Source organism: Eubacterium sp. 1001713B170207_170306_E7 (assembly GCF_015547515.1).
Lineage (GTDB): Bacteria > Bacillota > Clostridia > Eubacteriales > Eubacteriaceae > Eubacterium.
In genome coordinates, this window is sequence record NZ_JADMVE010000006.1 from 1 (window position 1) to 18,511 (window position 18,511).

Sequence of the window (18,511 nt, forward strand, 5' to 3'; positions counted from 1 at the left end):
TTGAGTTACCGGATATGACACAGGCTCAGAAAGACCTGCTGAACGAACACCTTCCGGAAAAATTCAAGATCAAATAATTATGCTTATATTGGCGGAGCAGTTGCCCCGCCAATGTGTTTCTCCAAAGGACTTTTCATAGTGATTTAGGTATGCGTTTCAAAAGGATTTTATATACATAAGGGGGTAGATACGGCTGATCGAAATGCAGCCGTGTCAAATAAGATGAAAAAACAAGAAGTTACCTATCAACAACTGTCCAAATTCAGGCGCGCGCTGCTCATCTTTTTATCCGGTGCCGGCAGCGGGATTATCTATGTTCCGATCTATTTAAAAAATGTATTTTACGAACCGCTATTGATGGGGCTCAACATTACCAACGCCCAGCTGGGTTTTTTATCCGGCATGTACGGGATCATGGCGACCATTCTCTATATTCCCTGCGGGATTGTAGCAGATAAGGTCAGACTCAGGACACTGGCGGCCGGCGGCTTTATCAGCACCGCGGCCGTTGTCTACTGGTACGCGTCCCTGCCGTCTTATCCGATTCTGGTTTTAATTTTTGCCGTTATGGCGGTGACGACCATTCTTATTTTCTGGGGATGCCGTTATAAACTGTTGCGCTTTGCCGCGGCCGAAGCGGACTACCCGGCCGTTGTGGGTGTGAGCTACGCGCTGTACGGGCTTGGCGGTCTGGCCATCAACGCTGTTACATTAGCTGTTTTTAACGCCATGCCTGACTATCGGATTGGGGTCAGTGTGTCCTTGGTATTCTTGGCGTCGGTTATCTTAGTGCTGGGTATTATTTCAATCTTTGCGATTCCAAGATTTAAGGACGAGGTCAGCAATGACCCGGACAAAAAATTTAATATTAACGAATTCATTGAGGCGCTCAAGCATCCGGGTGTCTGGCTGGCCAGCGGCACGCTGTTCTTTGTCATGATTGTCTACATGGGCATGAACTACACCACCCCATACCTCACCGACGCGTTTTTAGCGCCGCTGACCCTGGTCAGTATTGTGGGGATGATCCGCTATTACGGGATTGCCATTATTTCCGCGCCGCTGCTGGGCGGAATCGCCAAAAAGGTGAACTCACCCTCCAAAACCATTTTGGTGGTGATGGCCGCCTGCGCGGTCTGCTGTTTTGCTTATTTGATTCTGCCGCAGACCGCAGGCTTTATGATGGTTGCCATTGTCATTACCCTGGTTTTGGGCTTTTTGGCCAACGGCGCTTACGGTGTTGCATCCTCCATTCTGACAGAAACCCATGTGCCGGCCCATATCTTCGGTGCGGCCTCGGGCCTGCTGTCCGTGATCGGATTTTTGCCGGAAAGCTTTATGCACCAGCTGTTTGGCAGCTTCATTGACAATTATGCGCTCAAGGGCTACACCTACATTTTCATTTGTCTGACCGTTAGCGCGGTCATCGCTATTGGTGGCTGTATCGCGACTCAGATTTACATGAAAAAGCACAATGCCAAAGACGCAGAGGCTGTCGAGAGCTAAAAAAGGTTTGATACGTGAGAGGGAGCCTGTGAAAGCAGGCTCCTTATGAAAGAGAGGGGTAAATTATGGAAGGCAATAACCGAAAAAATATTGATAAAATAATGATCGGTGTTGTACTGGCTTTTGTCATTGTCGTATGCGCCTGCTTGTTTGTCAGCCCGGATTGGAGCCGGTGGCTGATTAACAGTGTCAACGCATTTATCGCGACGAATCTTGGATTTGTTTATGTATGGATTGTCTTTATCTCGATTATTTTATGTATTGTTTTAGGGACGAGCAAGTTTAGAAATATTAAGTTGGGCGAAGGTGAAAAGGAATACAGCGAGTTTTCGTGGGCGTCCATGATGTTTTGTGCGTCCATGGCCGCCGGGTTTCTTTATTGGGGCAGTATCGAATGGGTCTTTCACTACATGGAACCGCCGTACGGCGTTGATGCGTTAAGTGCCAGAGCCGCAGAATATGCGGCGACCTTACCGCTTTTCCATTGGGGAATTTCTGCGTGGAGTGTCTATTTGATACCGGCCGTAGCTTTTGCCTTTGTGCATTTTAATTTAAAACAGGAAAAATTTGATGTTGCCAATGTCTGCCGTGAAATTCTCGGAGACCGGGTCGATGGCCCTTTAGGAAAAGTTATCAATATTTTCTTTATTTTTGGTCTTTTAGGTGGTGTCGGGACAGCCCTCGGCATTGGGTCGCCCTTGGTTTCCGCCTGCCTCAACAAGCTTTTTGGCATTGAGGACACGCCGGTGCTGCGGTTTGGGGTAATGGTTCTGGTCACCTGTATTTTTACCATCAGCGCCTACAAGGGGATCAAACGCGGCATCAAGATCCTGAGTGATATTAATATTTTTCTGATGCTGGCCACGGTGGTTATCCTCTTTATCCTTGGCAATACCACCTTTATCATAAAAATGCAGACCACCTCTCTGGGCATCATGCTCCAGGAATTTGTGCATATGAGTACATATATGGATCCCGTTAACAATAGCGGACATCCTGAAAAATGGATTGTTTTTTACTGGGCCTGGTGGATGTCCTATTCAATTTTTATGGGATTGTTTATCGCGAAAATCTCTAAGGGCAGAACCATTAAGCAGGTTATTTTCGGGGGCCTGGGCTATGGCTTTTTAGGATCCTTTGTATTTTTCTCCATTTTCGGGAATTTCTTTATGGATCAGCAGCTCAGCGGCGCGTACGATGTGGTCAAGGGCGTAACGGAGAACGGCGGTCCGGCCACGGTAGTCGATGTTTTCAGCAAGCTACCCATCGGAACACTGTTTGTGGTGGCTATCCTGATCACCTCCATTATCTCCATGGCGACCAACTTTGACTCTGCGGCCTATACTCTGGCCATGGTTTCATCAAAAAAAATTCAGCTGGGGGAACGGCCCAGTAAAAGGCTGACGATCTTCTGGGCCTTTTGCATGGCGGCGATCCCAATGGTGCTGATGGTCTTTGGCGGTTCGCTTGCGGAGCTGCAGACCCTGTCAATCATCATGGCGCTGCCGACCTGTCTGGTGTACATCATTATTATTATCAGCTGTTTTAAAATGCTTGAAAAATACTATGAAGAAAACCATAAAATATAAAGAAAATGTGAGTGAAGAAGAAAAATATTACACGGAGCTTCAGAAAATCATTGAGGAGATTGCAGCCTATGAGCGGCAGCTCCGGGCCTGCTATGGCATGAGCCAGAAGGATATAGCCATATTGATCGGGATCAGCCAGTCGGAAGTCAGCAAGCTTGAGAAAAAGGCCATATTTGGCCGAAAATATGCGTATAAGCTGCATGATTTTTTACAGCATCTGCTGATTAATCCCGCCATACCAGGCTTTGATTTTCTGGGGAAGGCGCAGGAGCACTCGATGAGAAACCTTGTGGAGGAAATGTATTTTTTAAACCGAAAATATATTGATGAAATCAATAAAAGACCCTGACGGTCTGAAAGCCCTGTTCTTTTTAGTGAAGAACAGGGCTTTTTTTAGTGCTTTTGCGAGACGCTTATGAGTCCTCGTCAAGAGAATGAAAGTCATCTTCAAAATGAATGCTGCTCTGTATAAGGAACTGCTGAATTTTGTCAAGGAATACGGCGTCTATTAAGGAGAAAAAGATGAATATAAATTCGGAATACTATCGTGATTATGAAGCCAACATTGAAAAATATGAGATTCCCGAGGAGGCCATTCCATACGCCATTGAAGCCTTTCAGGGAAATGAGGAAATGATGTTCAGCTTCGCGATGTTTTTACTGATGTAGCGGAAAAAAAGCCCGGTTTTTCAAAAGAAAACCGGGCTTTTAAATGTTTAGTCATCTGAGAGGTCTGCTTTGCCGCTCACAATACGGGAACCGGCGGCCACCTTGACAATTTGGATGATCAGTGTCGGCAGAAACGCCAGCAGGGCAATCTGGCCAATCTGGGTCATGCTCAGAGGGGCTACAAAGAACAGGGTGTTAAGGCCTGGGATAAACAGGACTGCCGCCAAAAGCAGAACACCGCCAAAGAATGCCATGAGCGAATATTTATTGGTTCCGAACTTCAAGCGGAAAATGGACTCGTCGCCACGGCAGTTAAAGCCGTGAAAGAGACGGGCCAGAGTCAGGGTCGCGAAGGCCATGGTGCTGGCCAGCATAGCGTTGCCGGACTGGTGCCCGAGGTAAAAGGCAGCCATGGTGGCAATGGCGATCAGCAGCCCCTGTGAGACAATACGTCTGAGCAGATTTTGGTTTAAAATCGGTTCTTTGGGGTTGCGGGGCGGCTGGTTTAACAGCCCGCGGCGTGAGGGCTCCATACCGATGGCGATGGCAGGCAGGCTGTCCGTCAGCAGATTGATGAACAGCAGGTGTACCGGGGCAAAGGGGACAGGCAGGGCCATCAGCGAGGCGTAAAGCACGCAGAGGATACCCGCGGTGTTGCCCGAGAGCAAAAATTGGATGGCGTTTTTAATGTTGGCGTAAATGTTACGACCGTTGATGACAGCTTTGACAATGGTGGCAAAGTTATCGTCGGTCAGGATCATGGACGCTGCGTCCTTGCTGACCTCGGTGCCGGTGATGCCCATAGCCACGCCAATGTCGGCCTTTTTGAGGGCCGGCGCATCGTTGACGCCGTCGCCGGTCATGGAGACGATGCGTCCCTGGCGCTGCCAGGCGTCGACAATCCGGATTTTGTGTTCAGGCGATACGCGGGCGTAGACGGAAATGCGGGGAAGCTTTTCGTCCAGCTCGGCATCGGTCATGGCGTCCAGCTCAACGCCCTCCACAGCAATGTCGCCTGCCTCGAAGATACCGACCTGCCGCGCGATGGCGGTGGCGGTGATCTTGTGGTCGCCGGTGATCATGACCGTGCGGATACCGCCGCGCTTGGCGTCGGCCACAGCCTGGACAGATTCCGGACGGGGCGGGTCGATCATGGAGATGAGGCCCACGAACACAAAGTCATTTTCGTCATCAATGGATAAATCCCGGACTTCGGGCAGTTCACGGTAGGCAAAGGCCAGAACACGGAGCCCTTCCTCAGACAGGGAGCGGTTAGTGTTAATGATCTCACTGCGCTTTTCGTCGGTCATGGGTACGATGCCGCCGGTGGTGTAAATCCAGTTGGAGCGCTCGAGCATCACGTCGAGGGCGCCCTTTGTCAGCAGGGTCGGTATCTTTTCGAGCTCGTGCAGGGTGCTCATGAGCTTACGGTCAGAGTCAAAGGGCAGCTCACGCAGGCGGGGATGCTGGCTGCGGTAGGTGGATTCCTCAATGCCGAAGGAGTCGCCGATCTGTACCAGGGCGACCTCGGTGGGATCGCCGATGGAGGTGCCGGCGTCTTCATCGGTGGTGGCGTCGCTGGCCAGCAGGGCGATTTTTAACAGCAGGCGCTGCGCGTCGTTGGTGAGGTCGTAATCCTCGCAGGCAGTGAGCCTGCCGTCAGCGTAAATTTTCTGGGGACACATGCGGTTCTGGGTGAGCGTGCCGGTTTTATCCGAGCAGATAACCGACACCGCGCCAAGGCTTTCGACCGCTTTCAGGTCTTTGATAACTGCGTTCTGTTTGGCCATTTTCTGAGTGCCCATGGCCAGCACGATGGTCACAATGGAGCTGAGCGCCTCGGGAATGGCCGCTACCGCCAGAGCCACGGCGAACATCAGAGAATCCAAAACCGGCATATGGCTGCGGAAAACCGAGAGCATAAAAACCACCACGCAGACAGCCAGAATAATCACGGCCAGCTTTTTACTGAAATTGTCCAGACTGGTTTGAAGCGGCGTTTTGCGCTGCTGAGTCTGGTTCATAAGCGAGGCGATTTTCCCGAGCTCTGTGCCCATGCCAGTGGCGGTGACCACAACGGTTGCCCGGCCATAGGTTACCAGAGAGCCTGAGAAAACCATGTTGATCTGGTCACCGAGGGCTACCTTTTCGGTGGGGATGGTGTCCGCGGTTTTTTCAACACTTTCGGATTCCCCGGTCAGTGAGCTTTCGTTGACCTTGAGGGAAAAGTTTTCCAGAATCCGTCCGTCGGCGACAACCAGATCGCCGGCTTCCAGCAGCAGAATATCGCCGGGTACAACCTCCTGAGAGGGGATCTCAAGACGGGCGCCGTCACGGATCACCCGTGCCACAGGTGAGGACATGGCCTTCAGGCTCTCAAGGGATTTTTCAGCTTTAACATACTGAACGGTGCCGAGTACGGCGTTTAGAAGTAAAACAGCAAAAATAACAATGGTGCTCTCGCTTTCACCCGAAAGCAGGGAAATAATGGCGGCGATGGTAAGGATCACTACCAGCAGATCTTTGAACTGCTCCAGAAAAACCACGGCGACGCTTTTTTTCTTACCCTCTGAAAGCTTGTTTGGGCCAAAGGTTTTGGACCGGCTTTCGGCCTCGGCGGTACTGAGGCCCGTGGCGGAGGTGTGCAGCTCGTCCAGTGTTTCCTGTGCAGAACGGTTAAAAAAGGTTTCTGACATCATTGATACTCCTTTGTCAAGATTGTATACACCGGAAGCATCAAAAAAAGACTTCCGGCAGCCCTTTTGCCAGGCTGTCGAAAAGTCTCGTTACCAAAAATCATAGGCGCACACCGCCAGGTTAAAAAACCGTGGTGTTGACGGCGCGTCTTAAACTACTCCCTTTTCAACTGTTAGTGCATTATAGCAGTTTTTAAGACCTTAAGTCAATGGCGGAATGTTAAATTTGTGTTAAATTTAAGCTCGTGGTGAAGATGGCGGCAGGGTAGTTTCCTTAAAGGAATAGCTTAAGGGATTGACAGGCTTAATTTTCCAACAAAAAAAGCCTTGACGGCCAAAATTTATTATGATAAGATATTAAATTGCATTAGAAGATAAAATTGTGCTATTTATGTGACCGACTGACGTCAATAAATAGGAACTAAATTAAAATAGACTTGTGGATGGGGCGTGGGTTTGCTGATCAAAGGCAGACCAAATGCTTAATGAATTGAATTCTTAAGCAGGCTGCGCTTTTTCAGACTGATCAAAGGTCTGGAATTCGTCTTGGTCCGTTTTTATTTTTTCGCGGCAATTCCCGAAACTGGGAAGAATTACCACTCTATAAATAGTACCACAATTTTGCGACAAAGAAAAGAGCATACGCTTAAAAAAGTGTATTTTGAAAATGCCGAAATAATTTGCAAGGGGTGATAATGGATGGTTATGGTGCATCCTGTACAATACGGATTAAGAACCAGACAGAGCTTCTCAAAGATTACTGAAGTCCTTGAGATGCCGAACTTATTAGAAGTACAGCTTGATTCCTACAAATGGTTTATTGAAAAAGGCCTCCAGGAAGTGTTTGACGATATCCACGAAATTACAGACTACACCGGTAATCTGGTGCTGCAGTTTGTGGACTACGCCATCGAGGGCGAACCGAAATACAGCATTGAGGAATGTAAGGAACGGGATCAGACTTACTATGTGCCTTTGAAGGTGCGTGTCCGTTTAATCAACAAAGAAAAGAATGAAGTAAAAGAACAGAAGGTCTACATGGCCGATCTGCATAAAATGACCGATACCGGGACCTTTATTGTCAACGGTGCGGAACGTGTTATCGTCAGCCAGCTGGTACGTTCTCCGGGTGCTTACTACACCCTGACCCGTGATAAGCTTGGTAAAAAGCTTTATTCGGCGCAGGTTATCCCGAACCGCGGGGCCTGGCTGGAATACGAGTCCGATTCCAACGATATCATGTACGTCAAGATCGACCGTACCCGCAAGCTTCCGATTACCGCGCTGCTGCGCGCCTTTGGCCTTGGCAGCAACGAGGAAATTCTCGAGGTCTTCGGGGACGACTACCGTCTGCTGGAAACCATCAAGAAGGATGAAACCGCAGGCATGAAGGACGAGCGTGACGGTCTTCTGGAAATTTATAAAAGACTGCGTCCGGGTGAGCCGCCAACCGTGGAAAGCGCCCAGTCACTGCTGAACTCCATGTTTTTTGACGACCGCCGCTACGACCTAGCCCGCGTCGGCCGCTATAAATACAATAAGAAATTATCTCTGGCTACCCGTATTACCGGGCAGGTTGCCGCAGAGGACGTCATCGATCCTGAAACCGGCGAAGTCCTGGCAGAGGAAGGCCAGATCTTTAAAAAGGACGTTGCATGGCAGATCCAGAATGCCGGGATCAATGTGGTCAATGTCAGGGTCCTGCACCAGGGCGAGGATAAAATCGTCCGCGTCATCGGGAATGGCTTCGTTGATATTCATACCCAGGATATCCCCTTTGATATCAGCGATTTGGAAATTAAGGAACTGGTCTGCCGCGAAGCGCTCATGCAGATCCTTGACAATGAAGAAATGACCGATGAAGAAAAGCATGATGAAATTAAAAACCACATGGAACGTCTGGTGCCGAAGCATATTCTTCAGTCCGACCTCTTTGCCACGGTTTCTTATTTTATCGGTATTGATTACGGCATCGGGAACACAGACGATATTGACCACCTGGGCAACCGCCGTCTCCGCTCGGTTGGAGAGCTTTTGCAGAATCAGTTCCGCATTGGCCTTTCCCGTATGGAGAGAGTCGTTCGTGAAAGAATGTCGGTTCAGGATGATGAGATCCTGACACCACAGGGGCTGATCAACACCCGTCCGGTAAACGCAGCGCTGAAGGAATTCTTCGGGAGCTCCCAGCTGTCACAGTTTATGGACCAGAATAACCCGTTGTCTGAGCTGACACACAAACGCCGTCTGTCCGCTCTTGGACCTGGCGGTCTCTCCCGTGAGCGCGCCGGCTTCGAAGTCCGTGACGTGCATCACAGCCATTACGGCCGTATGTGCCCGATCGAAACGCCTGAAGGCCCGAACATCGGTCTGATCGGTTCACTGGCGACCTTTGCCCGTGTCAATGAGTATGGCTTTATCGAATCCCCTTACCGCAAGGTTATTGACGGGGTGGTAACGGATGAGATTCACTATCTCTCAGCCGATGAAGAAGGCCAATATGCTATCGCCCAGGCCAATGAGCCGCTGGATGAAAACAACAGGTTTGTCAACGAACAGATCACCGGTCGTGCCGGCTCAAGCCGTGACTTTGTCACCGTTGCGCCAGACCGTGTGGATTTTATGGATATCTCGCCAAAACAGGTCGTATCTGTGGCGACGGCCCTCATTCCTTTCCTTGAAAATGATGATGCCAACCGTGCCCTCATGGGCGCCAACATGCAGCGTCAGGCAGTGCCGCTGCTCATTCCAAAGGCTCCGGTTGTCGGGACAGGGATGGAACACAAGGCCGCCAAGGACTCCGGCGTCTGTGCCATCGCAGGGGAAGCCGGAACCGTTGAGTTTGTGGACGCTGATCATATCCGCATCCGCAGAGACAGCGACGGCAGCCTTGAAAAGCATAAATTATTAAAATTCAAACGCTCAAATCAAGGAACCTGTGTGAACCAGAAGCCGCTGGTTGTTCAGGGACAGCGTGTAAAAGCCGGCGAAATCATCGCCGACGGTCCTTCCACTGAAATGGGCGAGCTGGCCCTTGGCCGCAACGCCTTAATCGGGTTTATGACCTGGGAAGGCTACAATTACGAGGATGCGGTCCTGATCAATGAAAATATGCTGAAAACGGACAAGTACACCTCCATCCATATTGAGGAGTTTGAGTGTGAAGCCCGTGAAACAAAGCTCGGACCAGAAGAAATCACCCGTGATATTCCGAATGTCGGGGAAGACGCACTGCGCAACCTTGATGAACGCGGGATTATCTTTGTGGGCGCCGAGGTAAAATCTGAGGATATTTTAGTCGGTAAGGTTACACCAAAGGGTGAAACTGACCTTTCAGCAGAAGAAAAGCTGCTCCGCGCCATCTTTGGCGAAAAGGCCCGGGAAATCCGGGATACCTCGCTGAAGGTACCGCACGGTGAATCCGGCATCGTCGTGGACGTGAAGGTGTTCTCAAGAGCCAATAAGGACGAGGACTTAAAGCCAGGCGTCAACACCATGGTGCGTGTCTATATTGCAACCAAGCGTAAAATCTCTGTTGGGGATAAAATGGCCGGCCGCCATGGGAACAAAGGGGTTGTCTCCCGCGTTCTGCCTCAGGAAGATATGCCGTTCCTGCCGGACGGCACGCCGCTGGATATTGTGCTGAACCCCCTTGGCGTACCTTCCCGTATGAACATCGGACAGGTACTCGAGGTCCATCTGGGTATGGCTGTGAAGGCCCTTGGCTGGCACATTGCCACCCCGGTATTTGACCCGGCCAACGAAGAAGACATTGAAGAGCTTCTCGAAAAAGCAGACCTGCCAAGCGATGGTAAAATCAAGCTGTACGACGGACGTACCGGCGAACCCTTCGACAATCCGGTAACCGTTGGTTATATGTACTACTTAAAACTCCATCACCTTGTCGATGATAAAATGCATGCCCGTTCAACCGGACCTTACTCCTTAGTTACCCAGCAGCCGCTGGGTGGTAAAGCCCAGTTCGGTGGACAGCGTTTCGGTGAAATGGAAGTTTGGGCCCTTGAAGCCTACGGCGCAGCCCATACCCTCCAGGAAATCCTGACCATTAAATCCGATGACGTCGTTGGCCGTGTCGCCGCCTACGAAGCGATCGTTAAGGGTGAAAACATTCCGAAACCGGGTATTCCGGAATCCTTCAAGGTACTCATGAAGGAATTCCAGAGCTTGGCCCTGGATGTTCAGATCCTCAACGATGACGAAGTCGTTGAAATACTGGACGGTGACTTTACAGACGATCCGGTCGAAGAACTGGCCAATGAAATCGGCGGTGAATCCGATGCGAATATCGCGACCGAGGATGATTTCCAGGGAGCCGATATGATCTCCATCGTTGACGCCGAAGATATCGACAATCCGGATTCATTAATGTAGCGGCGCATTCGTTACGTTGAATTGAAAATTGACAAGTTTTATTATCCATTTATATGCGAAGGGAGCAAAACCAATTGTTAAATGAAGAATTTACCTTTAAGTCGTTGCAAATTGGATTAGCATCACCTGAAAAAATCAGAGAGTGGTCTCGGGGTGAGGTTAAAAAACCCGAAACCATTAATTACAGAACCCTGAAACCGGAAAAAGAAGGTCTTTTCTGTGAAAAAATCTTCGGACCAACCAAAGACTGGGAGTGTAACTGTGGTAAATACAAGCGTATTCGCCATAAGGGCATCGTCTGTGAAAACTGTGGTGTTGAAGTAACAAAAGCAAAAGTAAGAAGAGAACGGATGGGGCACATCGAGCTTGCCTCACCCGTATCACATATCTGGTATTTCAAGGGCATTCCAAGCCGAATGGGCCTGATCCTTGAAATGTCACCCCGTAATCTTGAAAAAATCATCTATTTTGCCTCTTATGTGGTAACGGACCCAGGCGAAACCCCGCTGCAGTACAAGCAGGTGCTGTCCGAAACCGAATATAAGGAAGCAAGAGCCAATTACGGCAAAGATTTTACTGCCGGTATCGGGGCGGAAGCCATTCAGGAGCTCCTGAAAATGGTGGATCTGGACCAGGAAGCCGCTGTGCTTAAGGAAGAGCTTAAGGAAAGCTCCGGCCAGAAAAAAATCCGTGTGGCCAGACGTCTGGAAGCCATCGAAGCCTTCAGAAATTCCCACAATAAACCGGAATGGATGATCATGGAAGCCATCCCGGTTATCCCGCCGGAGCTGCGCCCCATGGTACAGCTGGACGGGGGCCGTTTTGCGACCTCTGACCTGAACGACTTGTACCGCCGTGTGATCAACCGTAACAACCGGCTGATTAAGCTGCTGGAGCTGGACGCGCCGGACATCATCGTCCAGAATGAAAAGCGTATGCTTCAGGAAGCCGTCGACGCCTTAATAGATAATGGCCGCCGTGGCCGCGCGGTCACCGGCCCTGGCAACCGTCCGTTCAAATCCCTGAGTGATATGCTCAAGGGGAAACAGGGACGTTTCCGTCAGAACCTTCTCGGTAAGCGTGTCGACTACTCCGGCCGTTCCGTTATCGTTGTTGGTCCTGAACTCAAAATGTACCAGTGCGGGCTGCCGAAGGAAATGGCCATCGAGCTGTTTAAGCCCTTTGTTATGCGCGAGCTGGTCGCGAGACAGCTGTCTCAGAACATTAAAAGTGCCAAGAAAATGGTCGAAAAACTCGATCCCATTATCTGGGACGTTCTCGAAGACGTTATTCACGAACATCCGGTGCTCTTAAACCGTGCACCAACACTTCATAGACTGGGAATCCAGGCCTTTGAACCGATTCTGGTCGAAGGCCGTGCCATCAAGCTCCATCCGCTGGCCTGTACCGCGTACAACGCCGACTTCGATGGTGACCAGATGGCCGTCCACGTACCGCTGTCTGTAGAAGCCCAGGCCGAAGCCCGCTTCTTAATGATGGCCTGCAACAACATCCTGAAACCGCAGGATGGCACGCCGGTTGTCGTTCCTTCACAGGATATGATCCTCGGTTCTTACTATATGACGCTTTATAAAGAAGACGCCAAGGGAACTGGTTCCATTTTCTGTGACATGAACGAGCTGGAAATGGCGTATTTTAACCACGACGTTGAGCTTCACGCCAAGGTTAAGGTCCGCACGACCAAGGAAATTAATGGTGAAAGCTATACCCGTCTGGTGGAAAGCACCGTGGGCCGTTTCATTTTCAACCAGATCCTGCCTCAGGATATGGGCTTCGTGAAACGTGAAACCATTGACGACTACTTTAAACTGGAAGTCGATATGCAGGTTGACAAAAAGGTACTGACCAAGATCGTTGACCGCTGCTTCAAGGCCCATGGCCCGACCATCACTTCCGAAACCCTCGACGAAATCAAGCGTCTGGGCTATAAATATTCCACCCAGGCCGCCATCACTGTCGGTGTTGCCGACATGCAGGTACCTGGGAACAAGGAAGAAATTCTGGCCCGTGCCGATGAAAAGATCGCCAAGAACCTCAAGCTGTTCCGCCGTGGTCTGATTTCAGAAGAGGAACGTTACCAAAATGTTGTTGATATCTGGAATAACGCAACCGATGAAGTAACCGACGCGCTCCTGAGCCATTTGGACCGCCTGAATCCAATCAATATGATGGCCGATTCCGGGGCCCGTGGTTCTAAGAACCAGATCCGTCAGTTAGCCGGTATGCGTGGCCTTATGACCAACCCAACCGGCCGTGTCATCGAGCTGCCCATCCGTTCAAACTTCCGTGAGGGCCTGAACGTACTCGAGTTCTTCTCCTCCACCCACGGCGCCCGTAAAGGTCTTGCCGATACGGCCCTGAGAACAGCCGACTCCGGTTACCTGACCCGGCGTCTTGTCGACGTCAGCCAGGACGTAATTGTCCGTGAGGAAGACTGTGGAACCACCCGTGGTTATGAGGTAACTGCCATCAACGAGCACGGCGAGGTCATCGAAGATCTGGCTGAACGTATTGAAGGCCGTTACGCCTTTGAGGATGTTCTGCATCCTGAAACCGGCGAAATTATGGCCCATAAGGACGAAGTCATTACCAGCGACCAGGCCGAAGCCATCCAGGAAGCCGGTGTTGAAAAAGTCGTAATCCGTGCTGTGTTCAACTGTAACTCCAAATATGGCGTCTGTAAAAAATGCTACGGCGTTGACATGACCAGCTGGAAGCCCGTCGAAATCGGCGAAGCAGTGGGCATCATCGCCGCCCAGTCCATCGGTGAGCCGGGTACCCAGTTAACCATGCGTACCTTCCATACCGGTGGGGTTGCATCCGCAGACGACATCACCCAGGGTCTTCCCCGTGTCGAGGAGCTTTTTGAAGCCCGTAAGCCAAAGGGACAGGCCATCATCTCAGAAATCGCCGGACGTGTCGAGATTCTGGAGGGCAAAAAGACCGAAGCAGTTATCACCGGGTCCGACGGTGAATCCAGGGTTTACCTGATTCCTTACGGCTCACGCTTAAAGGTTCATAATGGCGATAAAATTGAAGCCGGCCAGGAAATTACCGAAGGTTCCATCAACCCGAACGATATCCTGCGCATTAAAGGCATCGACGCCGTACAGCAGTATCTGCTCTCCGAAGTGCAGAAGGTATACCGTCTGCAGGGGGTACACATCAGCGATAAGCATATTGAGCTGATCATCCGCCAGATGCTGCGTAAGGTTAAGATTGAAAATGCCGGAGACACCGACCTGATCACCGGAGCCTTAACTGATATTTTTGAAATGGAAGAAAAGAACAACGAAGCCCTGGATATGGGGCTGGAACCGGCACAGGCCAGCCGGGAACTCCTTGGGATCACCAAGGCATCCCTGGCAACGGATTCCTTCCTCTCAGCCGCTTCCTTCCAGGAAACTACCCGGGTTCTGACCGACGCTGCCATCAAGGGCAAGGTCGATCCGCTCATTGGTCTGAAGGAAAATGTCATCATCGGCCAGCTGGTACCAGCCGGTACCGGCGTCAAAACCTACAGCCGCGTCGAGCTCGACTATGACCGCGAGGATGAGGATGATGAAGAAGAAGAACTGGTTGAAGAAATGATCAAGGACGATATTACCAATGTGAAGGATCTTTCCGAAAACATCGATATTGTCATGGATGATGATAACATCCTGGCCAAAGCCGTTCAGGAAGAACGTGAAAATCTTGAAAAAGACGATGAACTGGCTAAAGCCTTTGATATGTTCGACATGGATTTCTTAGATAACGCGAGCAGTGAAGACAGCGACATGATTATCGGAGATCTTGACGACTAAAACCTGTAAAACCCCGCCAAACGGCGGGGTTTTCTTTCAGACTAAAGGAAATTTTAATTACCGCTTGACAAGTTGGTGAAAAGAGTGTATATTAGAACAGTATGTTTAGCAAAGTCTTATAAACTGCTGGAGGTATAAATTGGAAAGTTTTGGTGAGACCCCAAAGGTCATCGGGACAAAGCAGACTCTGAAAGCTGTGAAAGAAGGAAAAGCAACCGTGGTTGTTTTAGCTGAAGATACCGAAGATTCTATTAAGGAAAAGATTGTCACCGCCTGTGAGGAAGCATCTGTTCCCATCGAGCCCTACGAAAGCAAAATTGCGCTCGGTCAGGACAGCGGCATTGAGCGGGGAGCAGCAGTGATCGCACTGCTGAAATAGTTTTAAAGCGCAAGCGCCTGAGGGGCGCTTATTTGACGCTTATATTTGGTTGAAACTTCGAATGATTTAACAGAAATTGCCTGTTTTCATTTGGATTTTTGATATAAAATTTTAAGAAGGAGGTGCAGGACTGAATGCCTACCATTAATCAGCTTGTTAAACAAGGAAGAAAAAGTTCGGAAATCAAAACCAAGACTCCGGCACTGAAAGCAAACCCCCAAAAAAGAGGTGTTTGTACTGCAGTTAGAACATCTACACCAAAGAAACCAAACTCTGCTCTGAGAAAAATTGCCAGAGTTAAACTGGTAAACGGTATGGAAGTAACTGCCTATATCCCAGGTATCGGCCATAACTTACAGGAACATAGTATCGTTCTGGTAAAAGGCGGCCGTGTTAAGGACTTACCAGGGGTTCGTTACAAGATCATCCGTGGTGCATTAGATACCGCTGGCGTAGAAAATCGTAAACAAGCTCGATCCAAGTACGGGGCTAAAAAGCCTAAGAAGTAAGAGTAGTGCATCGTACTGCAAATCTGATAATAGATCTAGATTGTATGTATAAGCACAACGACTTTGGATGTCGAGTACCGATGAACATCAATTGTTAAGGAGGGAAGCAAAGTGCCTAGAAAAGGACCAGTTCCAAAAAGAGAAGTATTGCCTGATCCGATTTACGGTAGCGTTGTTGTTACCAAATTGGTAAACAACGTTATGTTAGACGGAAAAAAAGGCGTTGCCCAGAGAATCGTATATGACGCATTCTCAAAGGTAAATGAAAAAACCGGTAAGGATGCTTTAGAAGCGTTCGAAGAAGCATTAGCAAACATCACACCTGTGTTAGAAGTAAAAGCAAGAAGAGTCGGTGGTGCCACCTATCAGGTTCCAATCGAAATTCGTGCAGACCGTAAACAGGCTCTGGCTTTAAGATGGTTAATTACTTATGCGCGCAAACGTTCTGAAAAAACCATGAAGGACCGCTTAGCCGGTGAAATCATGGATGCTCTGAACAACAGTGGTGCAGCCGTTAAGAAAAAAGAAGACACACACGCGATGGCAGAAGCCAACAAAGCTTTTGCACATTATCGTTGGTAGCATAAAATCCTTATTGGATTTTATGCGATATGTTTACTGTTTAGTATTCAAATTAAAATTGCGAGGAAAAATCTGTGCCAAGAGAATATAGTTTAGAAAACACAAGAAATATCGGTATTATGGCGCATATTGACGCAGGAAAAACCACTACTACTGAAAGAATCCTTTACTATTCTGGTAAAATCCATAAAATCGGCGAAACCCATGATGGTGGCGCGCAGATGGACTGGATGGAACAGGAACAGGAAAGAGGTATCACCATTACCTCTGCTGCTACAACTTGTCATTGGAAAGGCAACCGTATCAACATTATCGATACTCCTGGCCACGTTGACTTTACCGTTGAAGTAGAACGTTCTTTAAGAGTTCTTGACGGTTCTGTAGCGGTATTCTGTGCCAAGGGCGGTGTTGAACCTCAGTCTGAAACCGTATGGCGCCAGGCTGACCAGTACCATGTACCGAGAATGGCTTACATTAATAAAATGGACATCACCGGTGCGGACTTCTACCATGCGGTAGACATGATCCGTGACCGTCTGGGCGCAAACCCAGTATGTATCCAGCTGCCAATCGGTAAGGAAAGTGATTTTATTGGTATCATTGACCTGCTTACCATGAAGGCTGAAATCTACAAGGATGACTTGGGTGAAGAAATTGAAATCACCGACATTCCAGACGACATGAAAGAAGAAGCTGAAAGCTATCGTGATAAGATGCTGGAAGCCCTTTCTGAAGTAGATGAAAACCTGATGGAAAAATACCTGGAAGGTGAAGAAATCACCATTGAGGAAATCAAGGCAGCCATCCGTAAAGGAACCTGTAACGTAGAACTGATCGCAGTAACCTGCGGCTCTTCCTATAAAAACAAAGGTGTTCAGATGATGCTGGACGCTGTTGTTGACTATATGCCGTCACCGCTTGACGTACCGGCAATCAAGGGTACAAATCCGGAAACGGAAGAAGAAGACGAAAGAAAACCAAGCGACGAAGAACCCTTCTCCGCTTTGGCCTTCAAGATCATGACAGACCCATATGTTGGTAAACTGGCATTTATGCGTGTTTACTCCGGTACCGCAGAGGCAGGCTCCTACGTTCGTAATACCACAAAGGGTAAAAGAGAACGTTTTGGCCGTATCCTGCAGATGCACGCGAACCACCGTGAAGAAATCTCCAAGGTTTACACCGGTGATATCGTAGCAGCCGTTGGTCTGAAAGATACCACTACCGGGGACACCCTGTCTGATCCGGATCATCCGATCATTCTGGAATCCATGGTATTCCCTGAACCGGTTATCGATGTTGCCATCGAACCTAAGACAAAAGCCGGCCAGGAAAAAATGAGTGTTGCCCTTCAGAAACTGGCAGAGGAAGATCCTACCTTCCGTACACATACCGATGAAGAAACCGGCCAGACCATTATCTCTGGTATGGGTGAGCTTCACCTTGACATCATCATCGACCGTATGCTGCGTGAATTTAAGGTAGAAGCCAACATCGGCCAGCCTCAGGTAGCCTACAGAGAAAAGATCACCAAAAAGGTCGACGCAGAAGGCAAATTTGCCCGTCAGTCCGGTGGTCGTGGCCAGTATGGTCACTGTCTTATTACACTGGAACCGCTGGAACCAGGCGAAGGTTATATTTTTGAAAATAAAACCGTCGGTGGTTCTATTCCAAAGGAATACATCGGACCAATCGATCAGGGGATCCAGGAAGCCATGCAGAATGGTGTTTTAGCCGGTTATCCGGTTATTGACTTCAAGGTATCTGTTTATGACGGTTCCTACCATGAAGTTGACTCCTCCGAAATGGCCTTCAAGGTTGCGGGTTCTATGGCTTTCAAAAACGGTATGCGCAAAGCGGATCCGGTTATCATGGAACCAATGTTCAAGCTGGAAGTTGTTATTCCGGAAGAATATATGGGCGATGTCATGGGGGACATTAACTCCAGACGTGGCCGTGTAGAAGGTATGGAAGCCCGGAATGGCGCCCAGGTTATCAACGGTATGGTGCCGCTGGCAGAAATGTTCGGCTACGCAACATCCCTGAGAAGTAAAACCCAGGGCCGCGGTGTTTACACCATGCAGTTCTCACACTACGAACCTGTGCCAAAGAGCGTTTCTGAAAAAATCATTGAAGGACGCAAGTAAGCGCACAGCATTTAACAGAGTAAAATAAGCGGTCTGCCGGATCGTTACGGCAGACCCCACTCAATATTTAAAATAACAATAGGAGATATAAAATGGCTAAGGAAAAATTTGAAAGATCCAAACCACATGTTAACATTGGAACCATCGGTCACGTTGACCACGGTAAAACAACATTAACCGCTGCAATCACCACCGTCTTAAACAAACGCTTCGGAACC

Annotated in this window: 12 protein-coding genes; 11 read left to right on the forward strand and 1 reads right to left on the reverse strand. The window is 49.3% G+C overall.

The window, feature by feature from the left end; all coding sequences use genetic code 11:
- The first annotated feature begins 222 nt into the window (after nucleotides 1–222).
- From I2B62_RS14610 to I2B62_RS14625, 4 genes are all read left to right on the forward strand, one after another.
- Nucleotides 223–1,506, forward strand: a complete 1,284-nt coding sequence (locus tag I2B62_RS14610; RefSeq protein WP_195269815.1) for an MFS transporter — start codon at nucleotides 223–225, stop codon at nucleotides 1,504–1,506.
- Nucleotides 1,507–1,571: 65 nt separating this feature from the next.
- The gene (locus tag I2B62_RS14615) at nucleotides 1,572–3,095 is read left to right on the forward strand and encodes a BCCT family transporter (RefSeq protein ID WP_195269816.1); all 1,524 of its coding nucleotides are present in this window, start codon (nucleotides 1,572–1,574) and stop codon (nucleotides 3,093–3,095) included.
- A complete protein-coding gene (locus I2B62_RS14620; protein WP_195269817.1) occupies nucleotides 3,073–3,444 on the forward strand; it encodes a helix-turn-helix transcriptional regulator in 372 nt (123 codons plus the stop codon). Before I2B62_RS14615 ends, I2B62_RS14620 begins: the two co-directional genes overlap by 23 nt.
- Before the next feature lie 173 nt (nucleotides 3,445–3,617).
- The gene (locus tag I2B62_RS14625; RefSeq protein ID WP_195269818.1) at nucleotides 3,618–3,764 is read left to right on the forward strand and encodes a hypothetical protein; all 147 of its coding nucleotides are present in this window, start codon (nucleotides 3,618–3,620) and stop codon (nucleotides 3,762–3,764) included.
- 47 nt (nucleotides 3,765–3,811) lie between these two features.
- On the opposite strand, the gene I2B62_RS14630 is transcribed toward I2B62_RS14625, so the two are convergent.
- Nucleotides 3,812–6,460 carry a cation-translocating P-type ATPase gene (locus I2B62_RS14630; protein ID WP_195270043.1) on the reverse strand — a complete coding sequence of 883 codons (2,649 nt, stop codon included), beginning with the start codon at nucleotides 6,458–6,460 and terminating at the stop codon, nucleotides 3,812–3,814.
- 705 nt (nucleotides 6,461–7,165) lie between these two features.
- On the opposite strand from I2B62_RS14630, the gene I2B62_RS14635 reads away from it, so the two are divergent.
- The 7 genes from I2B62_RS14635 to I2B62_RS14665 form a co-directional block, all read left to right on the forward strand.
- On the forward strand, nucleotides 7,166–10,849 hold the full coding sequence (locus I2B62_RS14635) for a DNA-directed RNA polymerase subunit beta (protein WP_195270044.1): 3,684 nt from the start codon (nucleotides 7,166–7,168) through the stop codon (nucleotides 10,847–10,849).
- Between the two features lie 53 nt (nucleotides 10,850–10,902).
- Nucleotides 10,903–14,676 carry a DNA-directed RNA polymerase subunit beta' gene (rpoC, locus tag I2B62_RS14640; protein WP_207736023.1) on the forward strand — a complete coding sequence of 1,258 codons (3,774 nt, stop codon included), beginning with the start codon at nucleotides 10,903–10,905 and terminating at the stop codon, nucleotides 14,674–14,676.
- A gap of 139 nt (nucleotides 14,677–14,815) precedes the next feature.
- The gene (locus I2B62_RS14645; RefSeq protein WP_195269820.1) at nucleotides 14,816–15,055 is read left to right on the forward strand and encodes a ribosomal L7Ae/L30e/S12e/Gadd45 family protein; all 240 of its coding nucleotides are present in this window, start codon (nucleotides 14,816–14,818) and stop codon (nucleotides 15,053–15,055) included.
- Between the two features lie 134 nt (nucleotides 15,056–15,189).
- The gene (rpsL, locus tag I2B62_RS14650; protein ID WP_195269821.1) at nucleotides 15,190–15,564 is read left to right on the forward strand and encodes a 30S ribosomal protein S12; all 375 of its coding nucleotides are present in this window, start codon (nucleotides 15,190–15,192) and stop codon (nucleotides 15,562–15,564) included.
- Between the two features lie 111 nt (nucleotides 15,565–15,675).
- Nucleotides 15,676–16,146 carry a 30S ribosomal protein S7 gene (gene rpsG / locus I2B62_RS14655; RefSeq protein WP_195269822.1) on the forward strand — a complete coding sequence of 157 codons (471 nt, stop codon included), beginning with the start codon at nucleotides 15,676–15,678 and terminating at the stop codon, nucleotides 16,144–16,146.
- Nucleotides 16,147–16,220: 74 nt separating this feature from the next.
- Nucleotides 16,221–18,293 carry an elongation factor G gene (gene fusA, locus I2B62_RS14660; RefSeq protein ID WP_195269823.1) on the forward strand — a complete coding sequence of 691 codons (2,073 nt, stop codon included), beginning with the start codon at nucleotides 16,221–16,223 and terminating at the stop codon, nucleotides 18,291–18,293.
- A gap of 92 nt (nucleotides 18,294–18,385) precedes the next feature.
- The coding region (locus I2B62_RS14665; RefSeq protein WP_243259559.1) for a GTP-binding protein at nucleotides 18,386–18,511 on the forward strand (126 nt) is incomplete at its 3' end.